The sequence below is a fragment of the Micromonospora sp. NPDC051543 genome (assembly GCF_044454415.1).
GTDB lineage: Bacteria > Actinomycetota > Actinomycetes > Mycobacteriales > Micromonosporaceae > Micromonospora.
Map to the genome: position 1 here is coordinate 245,842 of NZ_JBITDT010000008.1, position 23,633 is coordinate 269,474.

Here is a 23,633-nt window from a genome sequence, read left to right on the forward strand (position 1 = left end):
TCCGGGCTAGCCGACCTGGGCGACCGGTGCCGGGCGGTGCGTGATCTCCTCCATGAACGCGAACCGGGCGGTCAGCTCGGCGAGGGTCGTCCCCTCCCGCCAGGCCGAGGCAACCTGGGCGACCTGGACCAGGTCCATGCAGTCGCCGCGGGCCAGCACCTCGCCCGCGGAGCGGACGTCGATCATGAAGTATCGGGCCTGCGAGCCCAGCCCGACACAGACCACGCCCTGGTCGGAGTGCAGCTCGGCGCAGGTGAACCGGGCTCGCCCCTGCTCGGGTGCGGTCACCCGGCCGATGTCGAGCCGGTGGCGGTCGGCGGTCTCGATGAGAGCGGGGGCCAGGCCACCCCGCTCGACCAGATCCGGGTAGAGGCGCACACCCAGCGCCGTCGACGCGTCACTCATGACTGACTCCCACTTCCTTGTGACAGAGACCAGCAGCACGCAGGTTACGGGGAGGTTTCCTGCGGACCTCGCCATCCTGTCCCGCGTGGACGCTCCACGGCAATAGGAAGTGTCGATTCGACCGCTATCGAGGGGTGCGATCGGGCGGTAACGGACCGTCGCGGTATTGGAAACACTCTTGACAGAAAGGCGACCATATCGACATGCTTCGCTTGGAGAGCGCTCTCCAAGATTCGCCGCCGCGCCGTCTCCGACGCGCCGCCTCCCATTCACCTCGCTGAGGAGCCTCCCGTGTTCACAGCCCGCCCCACCTCCCGCCTCCGACCCCTCGTCCTTGCGGCGGTCGCTCTCGTCACCACCCTCGCCTCCCTCACCCTCCCGGGACAGTCCGACCGCGCCGAGGCCGCCATCGGCCCGCTCACCTGGCAGGACGAGTTCAACGCCCCGGCCGGTACGCCCGTCGACGCGAACAAGTGGCGCTTCGACATCGGGGGCGGCGGCTGGGGCAACAACGAGCGGCAGTACTACACCAACAGCACCAGCAACGCCGTACACGACGGTCAGGGCAACCTCGTCATCACCGCCCGCCGGGAGAACCCCGCCAACTACCAGTGCCACTACGGCCGCTGCGAGTACACCTCGGCCCGGCTGCTGACGGCGGCGACCTTCACCCAGACGTACGGTCGCTTCGAGGCCCGCATCAAGATCCCGCGCGGTCAGGGCATCTGGCCGGCGTTCTGGATGCTCGGCACCGGCGGCGGGTGGCCCGACTCCGGCGAGATCGACGTCATGGAGAACATCGGCCGGGAGCCCAACACCGTCTACGGCACCATTCACGGCCCCGGCTACTCCGGCAGTGGCGGCATCACCGGCAGCCGCACCATCGGCAGTCCGCTCGCCGACGGCTTCCACGACTACCGGGTGGACTGGGAGCCGGGTGCGATCACCTGGTACCTGGACGGGGTGCAGTACCACCGGGTCGACCCGGCCCGCCTCGGCGGCAACCGCTGGGTGTACGACCACCCGTTCTTCATGATCCTCAACGTCGCGGTCGGGGGGAACTGGCCCGGCTACCCGGACGGCTCGACCCAGTTCCCGCAGCAGATGCTCGTCGACTACGTCCGGGTGTCGAGCTACACCTCCGACGGCGGTAACCCGCCGTCCGGCACCACGCGCATCCGGGGAGCGCAGAGCGGACGCTGCGTCGACATCCCGAGCGCCAACCCGGTCGAGGGCGCCAAGCTCCAGATCTGGGACTGCAACACGACCGCGGCGCAGGCGTGGACCTTCGCCTCCGACGGGACCGTCCGGGCGATGGGCAAGTGCATGGACCCGGCCTGGGCCGGCACGGCCAACGGCACCGAGGTCAACCTGGTCAGCTGCAACGGCAACCCGGCCCAGCGCTTCACGCTCAACAGTGCGGGCGACCTGGTCAACCTCAGCGCCAACAAGTGCGTCGACGTACGGGAGGCCAACCCCAACAACGGCGGCAAGCTGCACCTGTGGGACTGCCTCGGCGCGTCCAACCAGAAGTGGTCCCGCTTCTGAGCAGACCGGCGTGCGCGAACGGGCCGTCCGAGCACAGCCTCGGGCGGCCCGTTCTCGTGCGCGGCAGTACCCCGAAGCCGATTCGGTCGGGCGACCACCCCGCGACCGCTATGTTCGGTTTAGTCCGGATATAGCCATCACGGGAGTGAGCCCATGTCACACCACCTCGACACCCCCCTCGCGGCCCAGGGAGGTCAGCTCTACATCGACGACCTCTACGTCTTCGACGGCGACCGCGCCACGGTTTTCGTCATGGACGTCAACAGCTCGGTGACCAGGGCCGACATCAAGCGCGGCTTCCACGCCGAGGCCCGCTACGAGTTCAAGATTCACTTCAACGGGGCGGACACCGAGGAGCTGAGCTACCGGTTCGCGTTCGGCGAGCCGGACGGCAACGCCACGCAGACCCTCCAGCTGTACGAACTCACCGGCGCCGACGCCCGTGACGACGCCGCCATGGGCACCCCGATCGCCGAGGGCAGGACCGGCGAGGTGACGACCGGGCAGCGCGTGCGGGTCTGGGCGGGCCGGATCTCCGACCCGTTCTACATCGATCTCGACGAACTCGCCACCATCAACGGCGCGGTCAAGAACGGGGCGAAGGTGGACCGCTCGGCATGGCGGGCCGACCAGGCGAAGAACAGCTTCGCCGGCACCACCGTCGAGTCGATCGTCCTGGAGGTCTCCCACGACGAGCCGATGCTGCGCGAGGGCACCGAGATCGGCGTGTGGTGCCGGACGCTGCTCGCCACCGACGCGGGCGGGTGGCGGCAGATCAACCGCGCCGGCCACCCCATGATGTGGCCCGTGTTCTGGCCGCACGACACCGACTTCTCGGATCCGGCGAACTTCCGGCACCCCAGGCAGGACCTGCCCGAGGACGGAGAGGAGATCGCCAAGGCGGTCGCCGGGGTCGTCGCGGCGAACGGCACCGCGCCGGACCCCCAGGCGTACGGCTGGAGCGTCGCCCGGGCGCTCTACCCCGACCTGCTGTCGTACACGGTGGGCACGGCCGCGAACTACGGCTTCGCGGTCCGCAACGGCCGCACCATGGCCGACAACGCGCCCGAGGTGATGTTCTCCCTGGTCCTGAACACCGGTACCACCTCCGGACTCACCCCCGACGTCACGAAGGCGGCCCGCGCCGACGCGTTCCCGTACGTGGTGCCGGCCTGACGTCGGCCCGAGCGGACCCACCTGGGTGACAGTCGCACCTTTTGACCGTTTCTTACGTTTTTGCGCAGTTAGTCTTTGACTCGCATCCGTTGGGCGATTCAGATAGGAGACTTGATGCGCACGAAACTTCTCGCGGGCGTGGCCGGCATCGCCGCCACCCTCGCTCTCGCGGGACCGGCCGCGGCCGACACGACGGGCGACACGATCGTGACCCTCACCGTCGACGCCGCCGGCGGCCTCTCGATCACGGTGCCGGCGACGGCCAACATCGGCCACGGCATAGAGGGCTCGACAGTCACCGGCCTGCTCGGCCCGGTGACCGTGCTGGACCAGCGCGGGTCGCTCACCCCCAACTGGAACGCCACCGTCATCTCCACCGATTTCAAGACCGGTGGTGGCTCCTCCGGGGAGACGATCCCGAACATCAACGTCCTGTACTGGTCCGGCCCCGCGACGGCGACCGCTGGTGGCGGCACCTTCACACCGGGTCAGCCAACTGCGGCCCAGCAGGTGATCATCAACGTCCCGCGGACGGCGATGAGCCACACCGGCGGCACCGGCAACAACTTCGCCACCTGGAACCCCACCCTGGTGGTGAACATCCCGGTCGGCACCGTCCAGGGTGTCTACACGGGGACGGTGACACATTCGGTGCTCTGAGCCGCTCGGCCGGCTGGTGCTGCTGGCCTCGGTCGCCCTCGTGGCGCTCGGGGTTTCGGCGGCGCCAGCCGTCGCCGTGCGGGAGCAGCGACAGGATCCCGCCGACGACGCCGCGATCAGCATCCGCATGCTGGACATCCCCGCGAGCCGGGTGCAGGACCCGCGCGCCCAGGTCTACATCGTGGACCACCTGAATCCGGGCATGACGATCCACCGCCGGGTCGAGGTGCAGAACACCTCGGACGAGACGCAGAAGATCGACTTCTACTCCGGGGCGGCCGCGGTGGAGAACAACGCCTTCGCCGTGCCCGAGGGGCGGACGGGCAACGAACTCAGCGGGTGGATCCGGCTGAAGACCGCCACGCTGGAACTGGACCCGGGCGAGCGCCGGCCGGTCGAGGTCGAGATCGCCGTCCCGAGGAAGGCGTCCAAGGGCGAGCGGTACGCCGCGATCTGGGCACAGGTCACCAGCTCGAAGGAACGCACCGGCAACGTCACCCAGATCCACCGGGTGGGCATCCGGGTCTACCTCGACGTCGGCCCCGGCGGTGAACCACCGACGGACTTCCGCATCGACGGGCTGGCCGCCGAGCCCGGAACCGGCGAGTTTCCCGTGGTGACCGCCAAGATCACGAACACCGGCCAGCGCGCCCTGGACATGACCGGCAGCGTGTCGCTGCGCAAGGCGGCCGTGCAGGCCGGCCCGTTCAAGGTGACGAACGGCGTGACGATCCTGCCCGGCCAGAACGGCCAGGTGCGCGTCGAGGTCAACCAGTCCCTGCCGGCGGGCACCTGGGAGGTGCACGCGAAACTCGCCAGCGGCACCGTCGAGCGCACCGCGACCGGCACGATCGCCCTGCCCGTCGCCGCGCCGATGGCGGTCACGACGACCACCGGGCCGAGCTGGCTGGTCTACACGGTCGGCGGGCTCGCCGTGCTGGTCCTGGTGATCCTCGGTGGCTGGTACCTCGTCCGCCGGCAACGGACCCGGCTGGCCTGACCGCCGACGAGCAAGACCGCCCGGCCGTTCCCGCGGGGGAACGGCCGGGCGACGTCCTCTCGGTCCCGCGTCGGACCAGCCATCGGCCGGCGCGCATCAGGTCACTGCCGGCGGTCTCGTTCTCCTCCCGCCACGCCTGCGTCCGGCGAGGCGTCACCCGGAGGTACGCGTACCGGGTCGCGCCGACCCGCGCGTCCCAGAGCTTCGCGGCGAACGCGTCGGCCAGGTCGTCCGGCACGGTCTCGCGCGCGAACGTCTCGACGGCGCCAACGACGACGACCACGTCGCGGGTCATGCCGAGCGACATGTGCACGCGTCCGGAGGGGACGCAGATCGCGCACGGTCGGGCTGGACTCGGCCGTGGCCAGGGTGAGCGCCGCTCCGTCCCAGAGAAACGACAGGGGTACCAGGCGGACGTTGCCCTCCCGGCCCGCCGACGCGACCCAGGCATCCAGGTCGTGGTCGAGCCGGGCCGACCCTCGCGGCGCTAGATGACCGAGTGCGTCACGACCGCCACGTAGTCACCGACCACCAGCCCATTGGGAAGCCGCACCACGAGCGTCGGGTTCCACGTGGCGGAGTTCGCGCCGCCGGTCTGGCCGGACCAGCCGGCGGCCGTACGCGGCGTGTCCAGCACGGCGCCGGGCTGCGGAAGGAACGTCCCGTCACCGGTGGTGGCGAGGGCGGCTCCCGAGGCGTACGTGATGTTGCTGTTCGGAATGGTCTCGCCCGGCGTGCCGGAACCGGTGGTGAAGTTCGTCGTCGAGACGACGCTGACCCACCGCCCGGAGAAGGGGCCACGATCGTCGGTCACGGTCACCGGGCCGAGTTGGCCGGACACACCGGTAGCGGCCGAGCTGACGGTGCCGAGGGAGGAGATCGTCGGGACACTGATGGAGAGACCACCCAGCGGGCTGATGACCAGTTGGACGCCCCGGGTGTCGGACTGGTCGAACGAGTCGGTCACCCGGACGGTGAACGGGAACGTGCCGGATGCCGTCGGTGTGCCGGCGAGCAGGCCGGTGACCGGGTCGAGGCTCAGGCCGGGGGGCAGATTTCCGGAGCTGACCGACCAGACGAAGGGGCTCGTGCCGCCGGACACCGTGAGCTGGTACTGGTACGGCACGTACGCCTTGCCCGGCGGCGGGGGCGCGAAGGTCAGGTTCGGGGGCGGGTTGACCGTCACCGGCGCGGAGGAGGCCGACTGGGGGCCGGTACCGGCCGCGTTGATCGCGGCCACCCGGAAAGTGTAGGTGGCGCCGCCGGTCAGCCCGGTGACGACCTGGATCGTGGCGGTCCCGCTGAAGGTCTGGGGGGCCTGCGCCACCCCGTTGAGGTAGGGCGTCACCGTGTAGCCGGTGATCGGCGAACTGCCGTTGGCCGGGGTCGTCCAGCTCAGCCTGGCGGCGGTCGTCCCCGCGCTGACCGAGGTGATCGTCGGAGCGTCCGGCAGGGTATACGGAACCACCGCCGCCGAGGCCGGGCTGGCCGCCCCGGTGCCGAACGCGTTCACCGCCGCCACCCGGAAGGCGTACGACGAGCCGGCGGTGAGGCCGGTGAGGGTGCGGGTGGTGGTGGACGCGTCGAAGGTGAGCGTCGGCTGGGTGACACCGTCCCGGATCGGCGTGACCAGGTAACCGGTGATCGGGCTGCCGTTGCTCGCCGGCGCGGTCCAGCTCACGGTGGCGCTGGTGACGCCCGCGACGGCGGTGGGAGCGGCCGGAGTGCCGGGTGTGGACGCGTAGGTGTAGCTCGCCGAGCCCGCCGAACCCCGGGTGACCACGGTGAGGGTGACCGCCGCCGAGCTGGACCGGGCGGGCATCGAGGAGATCGCGAGGGTGCCGTTGGGGTTGACGGTGAAGCAGCCGGACGCCGGGCCGGAGGCGCAGGGCAGCAGTACCACCGAGGTGCCGGCCTGCTGTTCGGCGGCCGTGCCGATGGTGATGGCGGTGGCGCCGGTGAGGTTGCCGCCGCCGACGGTGACCGCGCCGCCCCCGGAGATCGAGCCCTGGGTCGGGGTCACGGTGACGCTGCTGGGTGCGCTCGCCGGTGCCACCGGTGTGGTGGAGGTGGAGAGGCCGGGGTTCGCGTCGATCGACGACGAGGTCGCCACGGTCGCGGTCTGGATCAGCGCGGGTGTCACGCCGCTGCCGGTGACGGTGGCGACGACCGTGATCGGTGGCAGCGAGGTGCCCCCGGCGAACGGGCCGTTGCTGTTGGTACAGGTGATGGTCTGGCCGGATGGAAGGCCGCAGACCCAACCGGTGCCGAACGCGCCGCGTGGCGTGACACCGGCGGGCACGGTCTGGGTGACCGAGATCGGAGCTGTCTCGGCGGTCCCGGCATCCACTCCCGCGGTGATCGAGTAGGTGACCGGGTCGCCGGGCTGCGGGGAGGCGCCGACCGAACTGGTCTGCGACACGTTGAGATCCGGCACCTGGTTGAAGGTCACCGCCCGGGCCTCGTCCACCTCGTGGAAGTCCGTGACCGAACCGGTCGAGCCCACCCAGCCGAAGGCGAGTTGCCGGGGGTAGCCGTTGGCGTTCAGCCAGGTCGGCGACGGGTACAGGCTCGGCGACACGACCGGGAGCGCGCCCTCCAGGGTCCGCGCGGACCCGCCCACCGGGGTGAAACGGACGCGGTACTGGCCGGCGGGAGTGGTGATCCCGGTGTCGGTGGTGTACGGCGAGCCGGTGGTGTTGATGACGACCTCGACCGGCACCACGGACGCGGCGCGGGTGCTGGCCCGCAACGCCAGTGCGGGCGCCGAGGTACTGCCGGCGGTGCTGTTGATCGCGCAGTAGCCGACGCTGTTTCGGCCCGGTCCACGGATCACGACCTGGCCCGGCACCCGCCCTCCGGTGGTCGAGATGTACGGCGGGTTCGTGCAGCCGGTGCCCTGGTACGTGCTGCTGCTGAAGTTGCCGAAGACGTCCAGCCCGATGCCCAGGTAGCCGTTGGACAGACCGGCCGACACGCCGTTGAACGCCGCGGAGTAGCCCAGCGAACCGCCGGACTGACCGAGTGTCGCCGGGGATCGCGGGTTGGCGGGATCGACGGCGGCCAGTGCGAAGGCGAGGCCGTCCGCGCCCGGGTTGGAGCCGCCGTACTGGTAGGTGTTGAACGTGAGGTGCAGGCCCTGCGAGGTGGGCACGCTGACCGCGCCGAACACCCCTCCCTGCCGGTTGATGGTGGCGGGGGTGAGGCGCAGCTTGCCCGCGCCCTGCGGGTCGGTGGAGGTGGTGCAGCTCAGCAGTGGGCCGATGGTGGAGTTGCCGGCCGCGCTCAGGCACGCGGCGTTGGTGGCGAGGACGACGGGCACGGCGGGCACCGCCACCGCGCCGATGCCGTTCGCGGTGTTGTTGTGAAACGGCTGGTCGAACAGGATGGACCCGGCCGCGAACGCCGGCAGCGGTGTGAGCGTCAGGGCTCCCGCGATGACGGCGGCCACGAGAGCCACGGTGCCCGTCCGTCGACGCCGCGCCCGAAACACCATGCCCACTCCCAGCTGTCACTACAGTCCCGAAAAGGACTATATCCCCCCAAAGTTCCCGGACAGCCGGGTATGCGAAAGCCGACGACGTCCACCCGAATACGGACCGACCCCTCGGCGTGGCCGAGGGGTCGGTCCGTAGGTGAAGGCGCGGTCAGCCCGCGATGTCGCGAGGGTCGCGGCTGCGCGGGTAGGTGTTCTTCTCGCCGATCGTGCCGTCCTGCTTCTTGATCACGTGCTCGACGCCCCGGTCGGCCGCCATCTCGCGGCCCTGCTCCTGCGCGTCGGCCTTGGTGTCATGCGTGCTGCTGGCCCGGTCGTTGCCCTCCGGGCGGTTCTTCCACTGGCCGTTCTCCTGGTACGTGTCGACATCGCCCTTGGTCATCGCCAGCTCCTCCCCTGCGTCTGCGCGGTCGCCCTCTTCAGTGCCCCGAGCTGGGGCGGGCAAACCGCCGTCCTCAGGAGACGGCCGGACAGTTGTTGCTCACCCGGCGGAGAATCTGTTCGCGGTCGTCGGTCGTGATGCCCGACGGCGCGCCGTCGAAGTGGGTCTCCACCTTGTCCCAACCCCGGCGCTGCTCGTAGTGCAGGTGCGGAGCGCCCGAGTTGCCGGTGCTGCCGAGTCGACCGATCTGCTCGCCCTGGGCGACCTTCTGACCGACCTCGACCAGCGGCGGCTCGAGCAGGTGCAGGTACTGGGTCTCCCAGGTGCCACCGTGATCGATCTTCACCCAGTAGCCACCGCCGCGTCCGCGTGGACCTTCCGGGTTCTCCGGCGTACGACCACCCAGCGAGCCGTTGATGCCGGCCACCGTGACGGTGCCGCCGTAGGAGGCGAGGACGGGACGCCCCCACGACTCGCCCTCGATGGGGAAGAAGTCGACGTCGTAGTCGTCGTGGCCGGGGTAGGTGCTGAGCTGCCAGGTCTCCCCGCAGGTGACGGGCATCTGGAAGAGCGGGCGGGGACCGGCCGGTCGCAGCATCGGCACGACCACCACGGCGACGCCGGCGACGGCCGCCGCCGCGACGAGCGCGAGCAGGATGACGAGGGTCCGCCGGCGGGGGCGGCGATGGGTACGGACTCTGGTGGGGTGGCCGGTCGTCACCGGCCCGAGCATGGCAGACGTCGGCAATCCTCGACCAGCGGCGATGCGTTGCAGTTGCATCGTCAACGCGCTACGGTGGATGCAATGCAGTCGTATTGCAACTGGAGGTCGGCGTGTACGTGCTTCCGCTGTCCGAGGTGACCGCCGAGATGAGTGACCTGGTCGGCGGGAAGGCAGCCGGGCTGGGCGCGCTGATCCGGCACGGCGAACGCGTCCCCGAGGGGTTCTGCGTCACCACCGAGGCACACCGACACGGCGTCGTACCGGCGGCGGAGATCATCGCGGCGTACGAGCGGCTCGGGGCCGGGTCGGTGGCCGTACGCTCCAGCGCCACCGCCGAGGATCTGCCGGACGCCAGCTTCGCCGGGCAGCAGGACACCGTACTGGGCGTCACCGGCACGGCGGAACTGGTCGCCGCCGTTCAGAAATGCTGGGACTCCCTGCACAGTGACCGCGCGACCGCGTACCGCGAGGCCCACGACATCGACCAACAGAAGCTGGCGATGGCCGTCGTCGTGCAACGCATGGTCACGCCCGTGGTGGCGGGAGTGCTGTACACGGCCAACCCGCTGACCGGTCGACGTGACGAGATGGTGGTCGACGCCGCGCCGGGACTCGGCACCGCAGTGGTGGACGGCGCGACCGCCGTGGACCACTACGTCCTCGACGGCGTCGCGCGCGACGACACCGGGTGCCTGACGTCCGCGCAGCTGGAGAGGTTGCGGGCGGCCGGCGAGCGGCTGGCCGGGCACTTCGGTCGCCCCCAGGACGTCGAGTGGGCGATCGACGCGGACGACGTGCTGTGGTTGCTGCAGTCGCGCCCGATCACCAGCCTGTTTCCCCTGCCACCGGCCACCGGCAAGCCCCTCCCCCGCGTCTATCTGGAGTTCGGGCACGTCCAGGGCATGCTGCGACCGGTCACCCCGATGGGCATGGCGTCCCTGCGGGCACAGATCACCGCGATGCTCGCGGCTCTCGGCGTCCGGGTGGAGATCGTCGACATCGGCGGCCGCCTCTACGGGGACCTGACCGACCTGGCCCGGAGCAAATCGTCGCGGAAACGACTGGTCAAGCTCATGGCCGTCGACTTCGGTCCCCGGGCGCAGGCCGTGATGCGGCACGTCCTGGCCGATCCGCGATTCGCCCCGACCGGCGGCGGGCGCGGCGCGGCGCAGCGGGCGGCGTCACTACGGACCGCCGGCCGGGCGGCGATGGGAATCGCGCGTGCCCTGGCCCGCCCGGACACGGCACGCATCCGGATGTTCGAGGCGATCGATCAGCTCCGAGCCCGCTCGGTGGCCCCCGACGACCTGCGGACCACGGCCGAGCGACTGCGCTTCGTCGAGGCGCGCGACGACACGGATCACAGCGACGCCATCATGTGGCCGATCGTCGCCGGCATGCTCGCCACGGCGCTGCCGTCCCCGCTGCTCAAGGGCATCGCCGGTCCGGACGAGATCCACGCCGTGCTCGGCGGGATGCCACACAACGTCACCATCGAGATGGACCTGGCGCTGTGGCGACTCGCCCAGGGCGTGGGTGAGCACCGGCGACTGCTGCTCGACACACCACCGGACGAGTTGGCCGCCCGCCACCTGCGCGGAGCGCTGCCCGACATCGGCATGGCGGACTTCCTGGACGCGTACGGGCACCGCGGTGCGGCCGAGGTCGACCTCGGGGTGCCGCGCTGGGCCGAGGACCCCACACCGGTCTTCGCGGCGCTCGCCAACTACCTCCGGGTCACCGACCCGGAGCAGGGTCCCGACCAGCGCTTCCGCCGGGCCGCCGCGACGGCGGAGGCGGCGCTGAGTGACCTCGTCGCGCGGGCCCGTCGACAGCGGCCGGTACGCGGCCGGATCGCCGGTTTCCTGCTGGGTCGCGCCCGCTCGCTGGCGGGCCTGCGCGAGGCCGGAAAGTTCGCCGGGCTGTACCCACTGCGGGAGACCCGCCGACAGCTGCTGCTGATCGGAGCCGACCTGACCGACGCCGGGCTGCTGGATCAGCGCGACGACATCATGTTCCTGACCCTCGACGAGGTGCGCGTCGCCGTACACCAGGGTGTCGACCAACGCGACGTCGTCGCGTCCCGGCAATCCGCGCACCGCCGCGAGCTGCGTCGCCGGTCGGTGCCGGTGGCCTTGCTGTCCGACGGCACCGACGTCGAGACCGTCCTGGACCGGCCTCACGGCGGTGACGGGACGCTCGTCGGCGTGGGAGCGTCCGCGGGTCGGGTCACCGGCCCGGCCCGCGTCGTGCACGACCCGGCCACCGCCCACGTCGAGCCCGGTGACGTCCTGGTCACCGCGACCACGGACCCCGGCTGGACCCCGCTGTTCCTCACCGCCGCCGCCCTGGTCAGCGAGACGGGCGCGATCATGGCGCACGGCCCCACGGTGGCGCGGGAGTACGGCATACCCGCCGTCATCTGCGTGCCGGACGCCACCCGAACGATCACGACGGGTCAGCTCGTCACCGTCGACGGTGGCGCGGGCGCCGTGACCGTCCACTGACCACCACCTGACCCCGAGGACGACGATGACCGAGACGAGCACGCCGACCAGGGTGGCCGTGGGGCCGCTGCTGCGCCGGGCGGTCGTGACCGAGGCGGCGATGTGGCGCAGCCTCTACCTGTGGGCGCGTCGCCGTCCCCTGCACCTCGGGCCGGGCGACGAGCCGTTCGGCTACCTCGGCGTGGTCAAGCCGATCCTCGGGATCTTCATCGCCCTCTCGGCCGTCGAGATCCCGATCTTCGACCTGATCGTCAGCCACGTGGTCCCCTGGCGGCCGGCCCGCTGGATCGTGCTCGGCCTCGGCATCTGGGGTCTGCTCTGGATGGTGGGCCTCTGGGCGAGCATGACCATCCACCCGCACATCGTCGCCGACACCGGCCTGCGGGTACGCAACAGCTCCGGCATCGACATCTGGATCCCGTGGTCGGACGTCGCCGCGCTGCGCAAGCGTCACCGCTCCCTGCCGTCGAGCAGGACCGTCCAGGTCGAGCAGGAGGGTGCGCGGCAGATCCTGCACATCTCGGTCGGCAGTCAGACGAGCATCGACGTCGTGCTGCGCCGGCCGACGACCTTCGACCTGCCCGGGGGCCGGTCCGCGCCGGTGGACGAGCTGCGACTGTACGCCGACGACCCCGACGGCCTGCTGCGCAGCGCCCGGGGCACGCCCGCGCCGGAGACCGACCGCCGCACGGCGGCGGCTCCCGGCCACCCGCTGTGAAACGATCGAGGCCATGCCCAAGAAGGTCGATCACCAGCAGCGACGCACCCTCATCGCGGACGCGTTGATGCGGGTCGCCGCGGATCAGGGCCTGGAAGCCGTCAGCCTCCGTCACGTCGCCACCGAGGCGGGCGTGTCCGCCGGCATGGTCCAGCACTACTTCCGCACCAAGGACGAGATGATGGCGTTCGCGTTGAGCGTGGTCCGCGAACGCAGCCAGATCCGGGTCACCGAGGCGGTGGCGCGACTCGGCGAGGCCCCCGCGCCCCGGCTGCTGCTGCGTACGATCATCGCCGCCCTCCTGCCGCTCGACGCGCACACCCGCGACGACGGTCGGGTGGCGCTCGCGTTCCTCGCCTACACGGCGGTGCGCCCGACGGCCGCGACCGGCCTGCGCGAAGGCACCGCGCAGCTCACCGCCTTCGTCGCCAGCGTCCTGCCCACCAACGACGTGGCCGCCGCGGCCGGCCTGCTGGCGCTGATGGAAGGGCTCGGCGTCTACCTGCTCGGTGGGCAGTACACCGCCGAGCAGGCGCTGGACGCCCTGGACGCCCAGCTGGACCTGCTCTTCGGCGGAACCCGCACGACCGACGAGCCGTGACCCGACGTCGAGTCACGGCCCGTCCCCCGCACTCCGCTCAGCCCACCCGAGCGGCAGCCCGCGCCTTGCGTTGGCGCAACTCCTCGGCGGTCATCAGCCAGGTCGAGTTCGTCGCCCCGAGACCGAGGAGCACCTGGTCGAAGCCGTTGCCGTCGTTGTCGTCGGTGTAGCAGAGGCTCACCTCGCCCCAGGGGGACGCGGCGATGGCCAGGTCTTCCTGGCGGCCGGTCGTGGTCTGACTCAACGCCTGCGCCGCCAGCCGACCCGTGGTGCTGCCGTCCGGGTTGAGGCCACGCGCCCAGACGTCCGGGTTGGCGCCGGACACCGTCCAGCCCACCACGACGTTGTCCTCGTCATCGACGCCGACGCCGGGGGCGACGGCACCGGTCCCGGTGGACACCTGGACCTCGTCGTGGCGCGCGGCGCCGGCTGCGGTGAACGAGCGGGCCCAGACGCCCTTCGTGCCGGTGTGGTCCGACTCCCAACCGACGGCGAAGTCACCGGAGTAGGTCGACGCGACCGACGCCCGCCGCTGCTGCCCGCCGCTCTGCGCGTTGGCCGTCCGCCGGGACAGCACCACCGCGCCGTTCGCGCGGGCCAACCGGGTCAGACCGATGTTGTACGACCCGTTCGCGTCGGCGTCCTCGTCCCAGACCACCAGCGCCTCGCCGGAGGCGGACACCGCCACGTCGGGGCGGTGGTGGCTGCCGGTCGTCTGCGAGGCCGTCACCTCGTACCCCTTGGTGGTGGGGCCGGTGAAACCGGCGGCCTTGACGGTGGCCGGCGCGGTTCCCTGCACGTCCTCCCAGACGGCGGTGAAGCCGACGGCCGCGCTGGTGGGCGCGCCGTCCGGGTCGACGGCCACCTTCGGCCAGATCTGCTGACCGGCGTCGCTGGCGTTGGCCTGCCCGGAACCGAGGATCGCGCCGGCCGGCGACACCACCCGGTACTGGATGTTGTAGACGCCGTTACCGTCACCGTCGGCGGCCCAGACGACCACCGCGTTGCCCCGGTCGTCGAGCCCCACGTCGGGGCTGATGTGTCGCCAGGCGGCCCCGCTGGTGCCGCCGGTCGAGAGCTTCAGCTCGTAGCCGGGCGTGCCGTCGCGGAACAGGCGCAGGTAGATCTCGCTGTGGGTGTCGTCCTCGGGGGCGGTGCTGTCCCGGTCGTCCTCCCAGGCCACCGCGACCTGTCCGTTACGGTTCATGGCGATGGCGGGCCGGTCCTGGTCGCCGGTCGCCACGCTGTTGGCGGTGGTCCAGGTGACCGCGTCGGCGGTCATCGCCTTCGGAGCGGGCGCCACCGAGGCCGGCACCAGCAGGGACGCGGCGAGCAGTGTCGTGAGTGCGGTCATCGGTGTGCTCCTTCTACCCGGCCTGCAGGCCGGGCTGGCCGTCGAGGATGACGAACGAACGCACCGTCGACGCGGCCGCTCCGTGCTCGGTCACCGTGTTCACCGCGCGGAAGTCCGCGCGGACCTGGCTGCGGCTGATCGTGGTACGGACGTAGCCGCGCCGGTCGGAGTAGAACTTCAGGTGCGGGTTGGTCGCCGCGTTCGGGATGGTGGTGTCGCCGGTGCCGTTGCCCGTCGAGGTGATCGAGGTGCAGACCAGTTCGGTGCCGATCGTGGCGGACGACGGGTTGGCGTAGTCGGCCTTCAGCTCGTTGGCCCACGACTTGTGCACGTCGCCGGTGAGGACGAGCGGGTTGCGCACGCCGCGCTGCTGCCAGCCGGTCTGGATGCGGCTGCGCGACGCCCGGTAGCCGTCCCAGGCGTCCATGTTCGCCGCCCCGCTCGCCTCGAACTGGCGGGCGAAGAACACCTGCTGGCCGAGGATGTCCCAGGTGCCGTAGTGCTGGGCCAGCCCGTCGAGCAGCCACGCCTCCTGGGTCGCCCCGGTCAACGACCGGGAGGCCAGGTCGGCGTCCGCGCAGACCTTCCAGCCGTCGCCGCACGCCTGGTCGTCGCGGAACTGCCGGGTGTCGAGCATGTGGAAGGTGGCGAGCTGCCCCCACCGTACGCGGCGATAGAGTCCGATGCTGTTGCCGCTCGGCGCGGAGGCCGGTCGCAGCGGCATGTTCTCGTAGTAGGCGCGGTACGCGGCCGTACGCCGAGCGGTCCACTGGGCGGCGGTCAGCGTGGGACTGCTGTCGGCGCGGACCATGTTCGCGTAGTTGTTCTCCACCTCGTGGTCGTCCGGCACCACCAGCCAGGGCGCCGCCGCGTGCGCCGCCTGCAGGTCCGGGTCGGACTTGTAGAGGGCGTACCGGCGGCGGTAGTCGGCCAGTGACACGATCTCCGCGCCCACGTGCTGGCGCACCGCCGAGGTGTTGACGCCCCCCTCGTAGATGTAGTCGCCCAGGTGCAGGATCAGCCCCGGGTTCTCCTCGGCCATCCGCCGGTACGCCGTGTAGTAGCCGGCTTCGTAGTGCGCGCAGGAGGCGAACGCCATGACCAGGTCGCGGCCGAACGTGCCCGCCGCCGGTGCCGTCCGGGTACGCCCCACCGGGGAGATCTGCCCCTGGGCCCGGAATCGGTAGTAGTAGTCGGAGTCGGCCGCGAGGCCACCCGCGACGACGTGCACCGAGTGCGCGTCGGCGTACCGGGCGGCCACCGAGCCGGACGCGACCAGCGACGAGAAGCGGTCCGTGGTGGACACCTGCCACTCGACCGTCACGTCGGCGTCGGCCATGCCGCCCTGCCCGTCGGCGTTGAGCGGTGACGGCGCCAGGCGGGTCCACAGGACCACGCTGTCGGCGGCCGGATCGCCCGACGCCACACCGAGTTTGAAGGGGTACGGCGCCGCGGCGCGGGCATTCTGCCCGGGGGTTACCGCGGCGCCAGCGGCGGCAAGTCCACCGAGGACGAAGATGCGACGACTGAGCCTTGTCATGGTCAATACCTTCGGGGCCGTCGATGAACGGCGAAGGCTGTGGCGCGGAAGCCGACATGACGGGACGTTGGCCGCGTCAAGGCCGTCAGGTGTCGCGCCCCGCTGCCGGGTCGTCAGGTCAGCGGTGACGGCGACTCGGCGTTGGGGATCAGCAGTCTCGGCGTCCCGGAGCCGTCGGCGGGGACGCCGAACACGTCGGGCCGGCCGTCACTCTGGCGCAGCGTGTAGGCCAGCGTCGCGTCGTCGAGCCAGGCCGCCTGGTCGTCCACGCTGGCGGTCTCCGCCGTCGCGGTGATCCGCCCCGAGGCCAGGTCGAGCACGGACAGCCGCCAGCCCCTCCCGGGGTCGGCGTCGATCGCCTGCTTGAAGGCGATCCGGGTGCCGTCGGGCGACAGCGATGGGCACTCGACGTTCTCCCGCAGCGTCTCCACGGTCCGGGCGGCCACGTCGCCGCGTACCAGGTAGCGCTTGCCGCCGGTCGACATGGTCGCGTAGAACCGGTTGTCGTCGGCGGTGAAGGTGACGCCCCAGTAGTTGACGTCCGGGCTGCGGTAGGCGCGACCGTCCCGCGTGACGGCGAACCCCTCCAGCGACGTGACGGTCGCCCCGGTGACCGTGTCGAGGATGCCGGTGCGGGTGGAGAAGCCGCTCGCCGTGTAGGAGTCGCCCCCGACGAACGTCGTCCAGGAGACCATCCGGCCCGACGCCGAGACCCGGGCCCGGTTGGGCAGGCCCGGCACGCTCAGCGTCCGCTTCTGGTTCAGCGCCGCGTCGAGCACCACCACCTGGTACGACCACGCGGTCTCCGGTTTCAGGCAGACACCGGTGCCGGCCGCCGCGTACACCCGCAGGCATTCCAGACCCGAGACGGTACGTGGCCCGCCGGGGTCGGCGGTGGTGACGCTGGAGATGTACCGGTCGGTGACGGCCAGGAGGCGCGGGCCCGGCGTCAGCGTGACCGCCTGGTCCCCGGCGGCGGCCGGTGGCGGGGTCCGGGGCGGCTCGGCGGCGAGGGCCGCGTAGCCCACGGCCCCGCTCGCCAACAGCACCGCCGAGGCGGCCACCACACCGAGCTTCGCCCGGGTCGACATCGCGGTCACGAGGACACCTTCCGAGGGATCAGACGGGACGGGGACGCCAGCAGGAGCACGGTGACCACCAGGACACCGGCGACGGCCACGGCCGCCGCGAGGACCGCCGTCCGCGGCCCCCAGGCCTGCCAGGCCAGACCGAACAGGACCGAGGAGACGAGGTACGCGAGCGCCTGTCCGGTCTGGACCAGCGCGATCCCGGTGGTCCGCAGCCGTGGTGGCAGCACCGGTCCGGCGAGCGCGATGAGCACGCCGTCGGTGGCGGCGTAGAACGCGCCGTAGAGCGCCAGCGTGAGCACGAGCGCCGGCCAGCCGTGCATCGGTCCGGCCAGCAGCAGGTAGGTCACGCCGAGGGCGACGTAGCCGCCCACCACGACCGGCAGCCTCCCGACCCGGTCGGCCAGGACGCCGAGCGGGGCGGCGAGCAGCAGGTACGCGAGGCTGGTGCCCACCGCCAGCAGGGGGAACCACCGCAGGCCCAGGTCCTCGCGGCGTTGCAGCACCAGGTAGACGAAGCCGTCGCCGATGGTGGCCAGGCCGAGCATCGTCGCGGCCAGCAGCAGTCGACGGGCCGGCCGGCTGCGCAGCAGGCCCCACGCCTCGCCCACGGAGACCCGGGGCTCGTCCGGCGCGTCGGCGGGCTCGCCGCTCGGGCGCTCCCGGACGAACAGCACGAGCACGACGACCGCCAGCGCGGCGACGCAGAAGCTGGTGACGAAGACCGCGTCGTACGACTGCCCGACGGCCAGCAGGACGGCGAACGCGGCGAGCGGCCCGAGAAAGGCGCCGACGCTGTCCATGGCCCGGTGCACCCCGAACGCCCGACCCAGCGCCTCGGGCGGGGTGGACAGCGTGATCAGCGCGTCCCGGGGCGCGCTGCGCACGCCCTTGCCGAGCCGGTCGACGGCGATGACCGCGCCGATGGCGGGGACCGACCGGCCGGCGAGCAACAGGCCGAGCTTGGCGACCGCCGAGAGCGCGTAACCGACACCGGCGACGAGCTTGCGTCTCCGGAACCGGTCGGCCACGAAGCCGCCGACGACCCGCAGCAGCGCGGTCGCGCCGGTGTGTACGCCGTCGAGCACACCGAAGGCCACCGGGCTGAGTTGCAGGCCCAGGACCAGGTAGAGCGGCAGGACGGCGGCCACCATCTCGGCCGAGACGTCGGTGATCAGGCTGACCGTGCCGAGCGCGACCACATTGCCGCTGACCAGGGCGAGCCGGCGGCGGCGAGGCCCGGGTGGGTCGGTGACCGGACGGGAGACGGTCGACAGGTACACGCGCATCTCCTGGACATCGGTGGGCGACGGTCAGCCATCGTGGCGATCCGGTGCGATGGGCCACAAGAGAGCACGGGCTGCGGGCAGGCGTGCGGTGGGTGAACATCGGACAAACATCGAGATGTTTCGCTGTCTGAGCGTACTGTTCATCTGGCGGCAGTGCGCCGGTTCATCGACCTTCCTACGTTCCTTGCGCTCTACACCCGCAACGAAGGGGTCCTGGATGGACATTCGAATCGCCCGCCCACCGGTGACGGTCGGTACGGTCGCGGTGCTCGTCGCCGCCACCGCCGCCGTCGTCCTGACCGGCTCGGGAACGGCCTCCGCGGCGAGCGTGACGTTCACGCCGGTCGCCGACACCTACGTCCAGAGCGACACGGCATCCACCAACTACGGCACGTCCACGCAGGTCGTGGTCGACAACTCGCCCGCGCGGCGCATGTTCCTGCGCTTCGCGGTGAGCGGCGTCAGCGGCACGGTGACCAGCGCCAAGTTGCGGTTGCGCACGATCAGCGGCAACAACGGCAGCGACGTCGGCGGCACGTTCCGGAGGATGTCCAGCACCACCTGGTCGGAGACCGGCACCACCTGGAACAACCAGCCGACCATTGACGGGGCCACCCTCGGGACGCTCGGCGCGGTCTCCGGCGACACCTGGTACGAGGTCGACGTCACCTCCGCGGTCACCGGCAACGGCACGTACAGCTTCGGCGCCACCTCGACCAGCGGCGACGGCGCGTACTACGACACCCGCGAGAGTGGCGGCGACGCACCGCAACTGGTGGTCACGACCGGGACCACGACGCCGCCATCCGGTGACCCGGTCCTCGTCGGCGCCGGCGACATCGCCACCTCCGGCTCCGGCGACACGGCCACCGCCGCGCTCCTCGACAACATCTCCGGCACCGTCTTCACGACCGGCGACAACGTCTACGACAGCGGCACCGCGTCACAGTTCGCCAGCTACTACGAGCCCACCTGGGGCCGGCACAAGAGCCGCACCCGACCGTCGCCGGGCAACCACGACTACAACACCTCGGGCGCCACCGGCTACTACAACTACTTCGGTACGACCGCTGGCCCGAGCGGCCGGGGCTACTACTCCTACGACCTCGGCAACTGGCACGTCGTGTCGCTGAACTCGAACATCAGCATGTCGGCCGGCTCCGCCCAGGAGCAGTGGCTGCGTGCCGACCTCGCGGCCAGCAGCAAGCCGTGCACGATCGCGTACTGGCACCACCCGCTCTTCACGTCCAGCTCCGACCACTCGCCGTCGACGGCGACGCGCCCGCTGTACCAGGCGCTCTACGACTACAACGCCGACGTCGTGGTGTGGGGCCACAACCACGTGTACGAGCGGTTCGGCCCGATGAACCCGTCCGGAAGCTACGACGCCAGCCGGGGCATGCGCAGCTTCGTCGCCGGCATGGGCGGTGCGGACCACTACGGCTTCGGCACCATTCAGCCGAACAGCGAGGCGCGCAACAGCTCCGCCTGGGGGGTCCTGAAGTTCACCCTGCACTCCGGCAGCTACGACTGGCAGTTCGTGCCGGTCGCCGGCCAGACCTACTCCGACAGCGGCACCGGCAACTGCCACTGACGGTCTGATCCCGCTGCGCCGTTCGCGGTGCAGCGGGATCCCCGGTATCCGCCCCGCCGCCCTGCCTCGCCGCCGCCCTGCCTCGCCAGGTCTCGCGGCGCGGAGCCGAGGCGCGGCGTGCCGCGCGCCGGGTGTCGATGACCTGTGCGGTTCCTGTCGAGCTGCCCCAGATGTGGGGCACAGCATGTGCTGTGGCTGCTGAGTTCCGGGAGCGACAGTCCAGGCATCTGGACCCCCGGCAATGGACGCGATTGCTGCGGTCCCACCGCAGCGGGGGGCGGCGCAGCGCGGGGCCAAGGGCACAGCACGAGAGGCGGGCAGCGCGGCGCGAGGCCAAGGGCACAGCAAGAGGGGCGGGCAGCGCGGCGCGAGGCCAAGGGCACAGCACGAGGGGCGGGCAGCGCGGCGCGAGGCCAAGGGCACAGCACGAGGGGCGGGCAGCGCGGCGCGAGGCCAAGGGCACAGCACGAGGGGCGGGCAGCACAGCGCGAGGGGCAGGCAGCGCAGCACGAGAGGGCGCGAGGCAGGCAGCGCGAGGCGCAGGCAACGCAGCACGAGGCGGGCGGGGCAGCGCGACGCAGCACAGTGCGCCCGACTGTGAGATCACGCGCGGACGGGCCCGCGGCCCACATCTGGGGCAGCTCGACAGCGTCGCGCCACAACAGGTAGGCCCGAGCCTGGAAATGACGTGTGCCCCTGCCCGTCGTGACGGGCAGGGGCACACGTACGTGCGGTCAGCGCATCAGCGGGTGCCGGCCGCGCGGCGCTTGTTGTAGACGTCGAACGCGACGGCGACGAGCAGGACGAGCCCCTTCACCACCGACTGCGTCGACTGGTCGACGCCCATGAGCTGCATGCCGTTGCTCATCACCGCCATGATGAGACCACCGACCATCGCGCCGACCACGGTGCCCACGCCGCCGGTGACCGCCGCGCCGCCGATGAAGGCCGCCGCGATCGCGTCCAGCTCGAACATGTTGCCGGCCGCGGGCTGCGCGCCGTTGGACCGCGACGAGTAGATGACGCCCGCCACGGCCGCGAGGAAGCCCATGTTGACGAACATCCAGAAGTTGACGGTGCGGACCTTCACGCCGGACAGCGCCGCCGCCGAGAGGTTGCCGCCGATCGCGTAGACCTGACGGCCGAAGACCGTCCGCCGGGTGAGCAGACCGTAGACCAGCACCAGCACCGCCAGGATGATCAGCACGATCGGCAGGCCCCGGGCGTGGGCCAGCTGCCAGGCGAAGTACATGATGACCGCGCCCACCAGGACGACCCGGGCCACGAACAGCGGGAACGACTCGACCGGCTGCTGGTAGCGGATGCGCGCCAGGCGGGTGCGGAAACCACTCACCGCGTACCCGGCCACGGCGATCGCGCCGATCAACAACGTGAAGGCGTCGAAGCCGTTACCGCCGAGCAGGCCGTTGAGGAAGCCCGCCGCCACCTTCTGGTACTCGGACGGGAACGGCGACAGCGAGATGTTGTCGAGCACCCGCAGGGTGAGACCCCGGAACAGCAGCATGCCGGCCAGGGTCACGATGAACGCCGGGATGCCGGCGTACGCCACCCAGAAGCCGTGCCACGCGCCGACGGCGATGCCGACGGCCAGCGCCGCGAGTACACCCAGCCACCACGGGTGGCCCTGCTGGATCACGAGGACGGCGGACACCGCGCCGGTCAGCGCGACCACCGACCCCACCGACAGGTCGATGTGCCCGCCGATGATCAGGATGACCATGCCGATCGCGAGGACCAGGATGTACGAGTACTGCAGGACGATGTTGGTGATGTTGCCGGGGCTCAGTGACACCCCGTCGGTCAGTACCGCGAAGAGCGCCAAGATGACGACCAGGGCGACGTAGATCCCGCTCTGCCGGAGGTTGTTCAGCACCAGGGCCCGCAGGTCGCTCGTCCCCGTGTGCAGAGCGGCGGCCGGCGCGGTGTCCGACGGTGTCGGGCGCTCCGTCGAAGGGGTTTTGATGCTGGTCATCCGACGAGCTCCTTGTCCTTTGTCATCAGCTCCATGAGGCTCTCCTGGGTCGCCTCGCTCACCGGCTTCTCACCGGTGATCCGGCCCGCGGCGAGGGTGTAGATGCGGTCACACATTCCGAGCAGCTCCGGCAGCTCGCTGGAGATGACGATCACCGCCTTGCCGGCGGCCACCAGCCGGTTGATGATCGTGTAGATCTCGAACTTGGCCCCGACGTCGATCCCGCGCGTCGGCTCGTCCAGGATCAGCACGTCCGGGTCGGTGAAGAGCCACTTCGACAGCACGACCTTCTGCTGGTTGCCGCCGGAGAGCTTGCCGACGACCGCCATCACGCTCGTCGTCTTGATGTTCATGTCCCGCCGGCTCGACTCGGCGACCTTGATCTCCTCGTTGCCGTTCACCCAGCCGTACGTGGCCAGCCGGTCCAGGGCGGCGGCGGAGACGTTGCGCCGGACGTCGTCGATGAGGTTGAGGCCGTACCGCTTGCGGTCCTCGGTGACGTACGCGATGCGGTTGTCGATGGCCTCCGCGACGGTACGGGCGGTGACCTCCCGACCGTGCATGAAGAGCTTGCCCTTGATGTCGCGGCCGTAGGAGCGGCCGAAGACGCTCATCGCCAACTCGGTCCGGCCGGCGCCCATCAGCCCCGCGATGCCGACCACCTCGCCGGCGCGCACCGACAGGTTGACGTCCTCGACGACCATCCGCTCCTGGGTCGGGTGCCGCACCGACCAGTCCTCGATCCGCAGCACCTCCTCGCCGGGCGACGATTCGCGGTCGGGGTAGAAGCTCTCGATGTCGCGGCCGACCATGCCTCGGATGATGCGCTGCTGGTTGACGTCGTCGGCGCGCATGTCCAGGGTCTCCACCGTACGACCGTCGCGGATGACGGTGGTCGAGTCGGCGATCGCGGTGATCTCGTTGAGCTTGTGCGAGATCATGATGCAGGTGATGCCCCGCTCCTTGAGCTGTCGGAGCAGGCCGAGCAGGTGCGCCGAGTCGACGTCGTTGAGGGCGGCCGTCGGCTCGTCCAGGATGAGCAGGCGCACCTTCTTCGACAGCGCCTTGGCGATCTCCACGAGTTGCTGCTTGCCGACGCCGAGCTGGATGACCGGGGTCACGGGGTTCTCGTGCAGCCCGACGGACGCCAGCAGCTCCGCCGCCTCGGCGTTGGCCCGGTTCCAGTCGATCAGGCCGGTACGACCCCGCCGCTCGTTACCCAGGAAGAGGTTCTCGGCGATCGACAGGTAGGGCACCAGGGCGAGTTCCTGGTGGATGATGACGATGCCATTCGCCTCGCTGTCCCGGATGCCCCGGAACTGCATCGGCTTGCCGTCGAAGAGGATCTCGCCGTCGTACGAGCCGGATGGGTGGACGCCGGAGAGCACCTTCATGAGGGTGGACTTGCCGGCGCCGTTCTCGCCGCAGATGGCGTGGATCTCTCCCCGACGTACCGCGAGGTTCACGTCCTCCAGCGCGGTCACTCCGGGGAAGGTCTTCGTGATACGACGCATCTCGAGGATGGTGTCGTCCATGGTCACTGTCCTCTGTCAGTCTG

At 71.0% G+C, this 23,633-nt stretch carries 18 protein-coding genes; 8 read left to right on the top strand and 10 right to left on the bottom strand.

Features of this window, described 5'->3' with window-relative positions:
• Positions 1-6: 6 nt before the first annotated feature.
• Complete coding sequence (locus ACIA3K_RS17040) at positions 7-405, bottom strand: hypothetical protein (protein ID WP_396802031.1); 399 nt, start codon at positions 403-405, stop codon at positions 7-9.
• 291 nt (positions 406-696) lie between these two features.
• Between ACIA3K_RS17040 and ACIA3K_RS17045 the strand changes: the two genes are divergently transcribed.
• The 4 genes from ACIA3K_RS17045 to ACIA3K_RS17060 all read left to right on the top strand — a co-directional run bounded on the left by ACIA3K_RS17045 (position 697) and on the right by ACIA3K_RS17060 (position 4,789).
• Positions 697-1,953 (top strand): family 16 glycosylhydrolase, encoded by a 1,257-nt coding sequence (locus ACIA3K_RS17045; RefSeq protein WP_396802033.1) that lies wholly within the window; start codon positions 697-699, stop codon positions 1,951-1,953.
• A gap of 153 nt (positions 1,954-2,106) precedes the next feature.
• Positions 2,107-3,129 (top strand): DUF4331 family protein, encoded by a 1,023-nt coding sequence (locus tag ACIA3K_RS17050; RefSeq protein WP_396802035.1) that lies wholly within the window; start codon positions 2,107-2,109, stop codon positions 3,127-3,129.
• Between the two features lie 114 nt (positions 3,130-3,243).
• Positions 3,244-3,789: a hypothetical protein gene (locus tag ACIA3K_RS17055; RefSeq protein ID WP_396802036.1), complete on the top strand. Its 546-nt coding sequence runs from the start codon at positions 3,244-3,246 to the stop codon at positions 3,787-3,789.
• A 16-nt stretch (positions 3,790-3,805) separates the two neighbouring features.
• Positions 3,806-4,789 (top strand): hypothetical protein, encoded by a 984-nt coding sequence (locus ACIA3K_RS17060; RefSeq protein ID WP_396802038.1) that lies wholly within the window; start codon positions 3,806-3,808, stop codon positions 4,787-4,789.
• A gap of 487 nt (positions 4,790-5,276) precedes the next feature.
• Here ACIA3K_RS17060 and ACIA3K_RS17065 read toward each other — a convergent pair whose 3' ends face one another.
• The 3 genes from ACIA3K_RS17065 to ACIA3K_RS17075 all read right to left on the bottom strand — a co-directional run bounded on the left by ACIA3K_RS17065 (position 5,277) and on the right by ACIA3K_RS17075 (position 9,400).
• Entirely contained in the window at positions 5,277-8,285 is a 3,009-nt protein-coding gene (locus ACIA3K_RS17065; RefSeq protein ID WP_396802040.1) for a fibronectin type III domain-containing protein, read from the bottom strand.
• Between the two features lie 151 nt (positions 8,286-8,436).
• Positions 8,437-8,667 carry a DUF2188 domain-containing protein gene (locus tag ACIA3K_RS17070; RefSeq protein WP_355050424.1) on the bottom strand — a complete coding sequence of 77 codons (231 nt, stop codon included), beginning with the start codon at positions 8,665-8,667 and terminating at the stop codon, positions 8,437-8,439.
• A gap of 73 nt (positions 8,668-8,740) precedes the next feature.
• Entirely contained in the window at positions 8,741-9,400 is a 660-nt protein-coding gene (locus ACIA3K_RS17075; RefSeq protein ID WP_396802156.1) for a M23 family metallopeptidase, read from the bottom strand.
• A gap of 101 nt (positions 9,401-9,501) precedes the next feature.
• Between ACIA3K_RS17075 and ACIA3K_RS17080 the strand changes: the two genes are divergently transcribed.
• Genes ACIA3K_RS17080 through ACIA3K_RS17090 form a run of 3 tightly spaced genes read left to right on the top strand, consistent with a single transcriptional unit; the run spans position 9,502 to position 13,217 of the window.
• Entirely contained in the window at positions 9,502-11,898 is a 2,397-nt protein-coding gene (locus ACIA3K_RS17080; protein WP_396802042.1) for a PEP/pyruvate-binding domain-containing protein, read from the top strand.
• A 25-nt stretch (positions 11,899-11,923) separates the two neighbouring features.
• Positions 11,924-12,616, top strand: a complete 693-nt coding sequence (locus ACIA3K_RS17085; protein WP_396802044.1) for a hypothetical protein — start codon at positions 11,924-11,926, stop codon at positions 12,614-12,616.
• A 13-nt stretch (positions 12,617-12,629) separates the two neighbouring features.
• Complete coding sequence (locus tag ACIA3K_RS17090; protein WP_396802045.1) at positions 12,630-13,217, top strand: TetR/AcrR family transcriptional regulator; 588 nt, start codon at positions 12,630-12,632, stop codon at positions 13,215-13,217.
• A 37-nt stretch (positions 13,218-13,254) separates the two neighbouring features.
• Here ACIA3K_RS17090 and ACIA3K_RS17095 read toward each other — a convergent pair whose 3' ends face one another.
• From ACIA3K_RS17095 to ACIA3K_RS17110, 4 genes are all read right to left on the bottom strand, one after another.
• On the bottom strand, positions 13,255-14,571 hold the full coding sequence (locus tag ACIA3K_RS17095) for a hypothetical protein (RefSeq protein ID WP_396802047.1): 1,317 nt from the start codon (positions 14,569-14,571) through the stop codon (positions 13,255-13,257).
• A gap of 13 nt (positions 14,572-14,584) precedes the next feature.
• On the bottom strand, positions 14,585-16,111 hold the full coding sequence (locus tag ACIA3K_RS17100; protein ID WP_396802050.1) for an alkaline phosphatase D family protein: 1,527 nt from the start codon (positions 16,109-16,111) through the stop codon (positions 14,585-14,587).
• 113 nt (positions 16,112-16,224) lie between these two features.
• The gene (locus ACIA3K_RS17105; protein WP_396802157.1) at positions 16,225-17,202 is read right to left on the bottom strand and encodes a TolB family protein; all 978 of its coding nucleotides are present in this window, start codon (positions 17,200-17,202) and stop codon (positions 16,225-16,227) included.
• 5 nt (positions 17,203-17,207) lie between these two features.
• Positions 17,208-18,482, bottom strand: a complete 1,275-nt coding sequence (locus tag ACIA3K_RS17110; RefSeq protein WP_396802051.1) for an MFS transporter — start codon at positions 18,480-18,482, stop codon at positions 17,208-17,210.
• Between the two features lie 223 nt (positions 18,483-18,705).
• On the opposite strand from ACIA3K_RS17110, the gene ACIA3K_RS17115 reads away from it, so the two are divergent.
• The gene (locus ACIA3K_RS17115; RefSeq protein ID WP_396802052.1) at positions 18,706-20,082 is read left to right on the top strand and encodes a DNRLRE domain-containing protein; all 1,377 of its coding nucleotides are present in this window, start codon (positions 18,706-18,708) and stop codon (positions 20,080-20,082) included.
• 742 nt (positions 20,083-20,824) lie between these two features.
• On the opposite strand, the gene mmsB is transcribed toward ACIA3K_RS17115, so the two are convergent.
• The gene (gene mmsB / locus ACIA3K_RS17120; protein WP_396802054.1) at positions 20,825-22,075 is read right to left on the bottom strand and encodes a multiple monosaccharide ABC transporter permease; all 1,251 of its coding nucleotides are present in this window, start codon (positions 22,073-22,075) and stop codon (positions 20,825-20,827) included.
• Complete coding sequence (gene mmsA / locus ACIA3K_RS17125; RefSeq protein WP_396802056.1) at positions 22,072-23,610, bottom strand: multiple monosaccharide ABC transporter ATP-binding protein; 1,539 nt, start codon at positions 23,608-23,610, stop codon at positions 22,072-22,074. Before mmsA ends, mmsB begins: the two co-directional genes overlap by 4 nt.
• Positions 23,611-23,633: the final 23 nt, after the last annotated feature.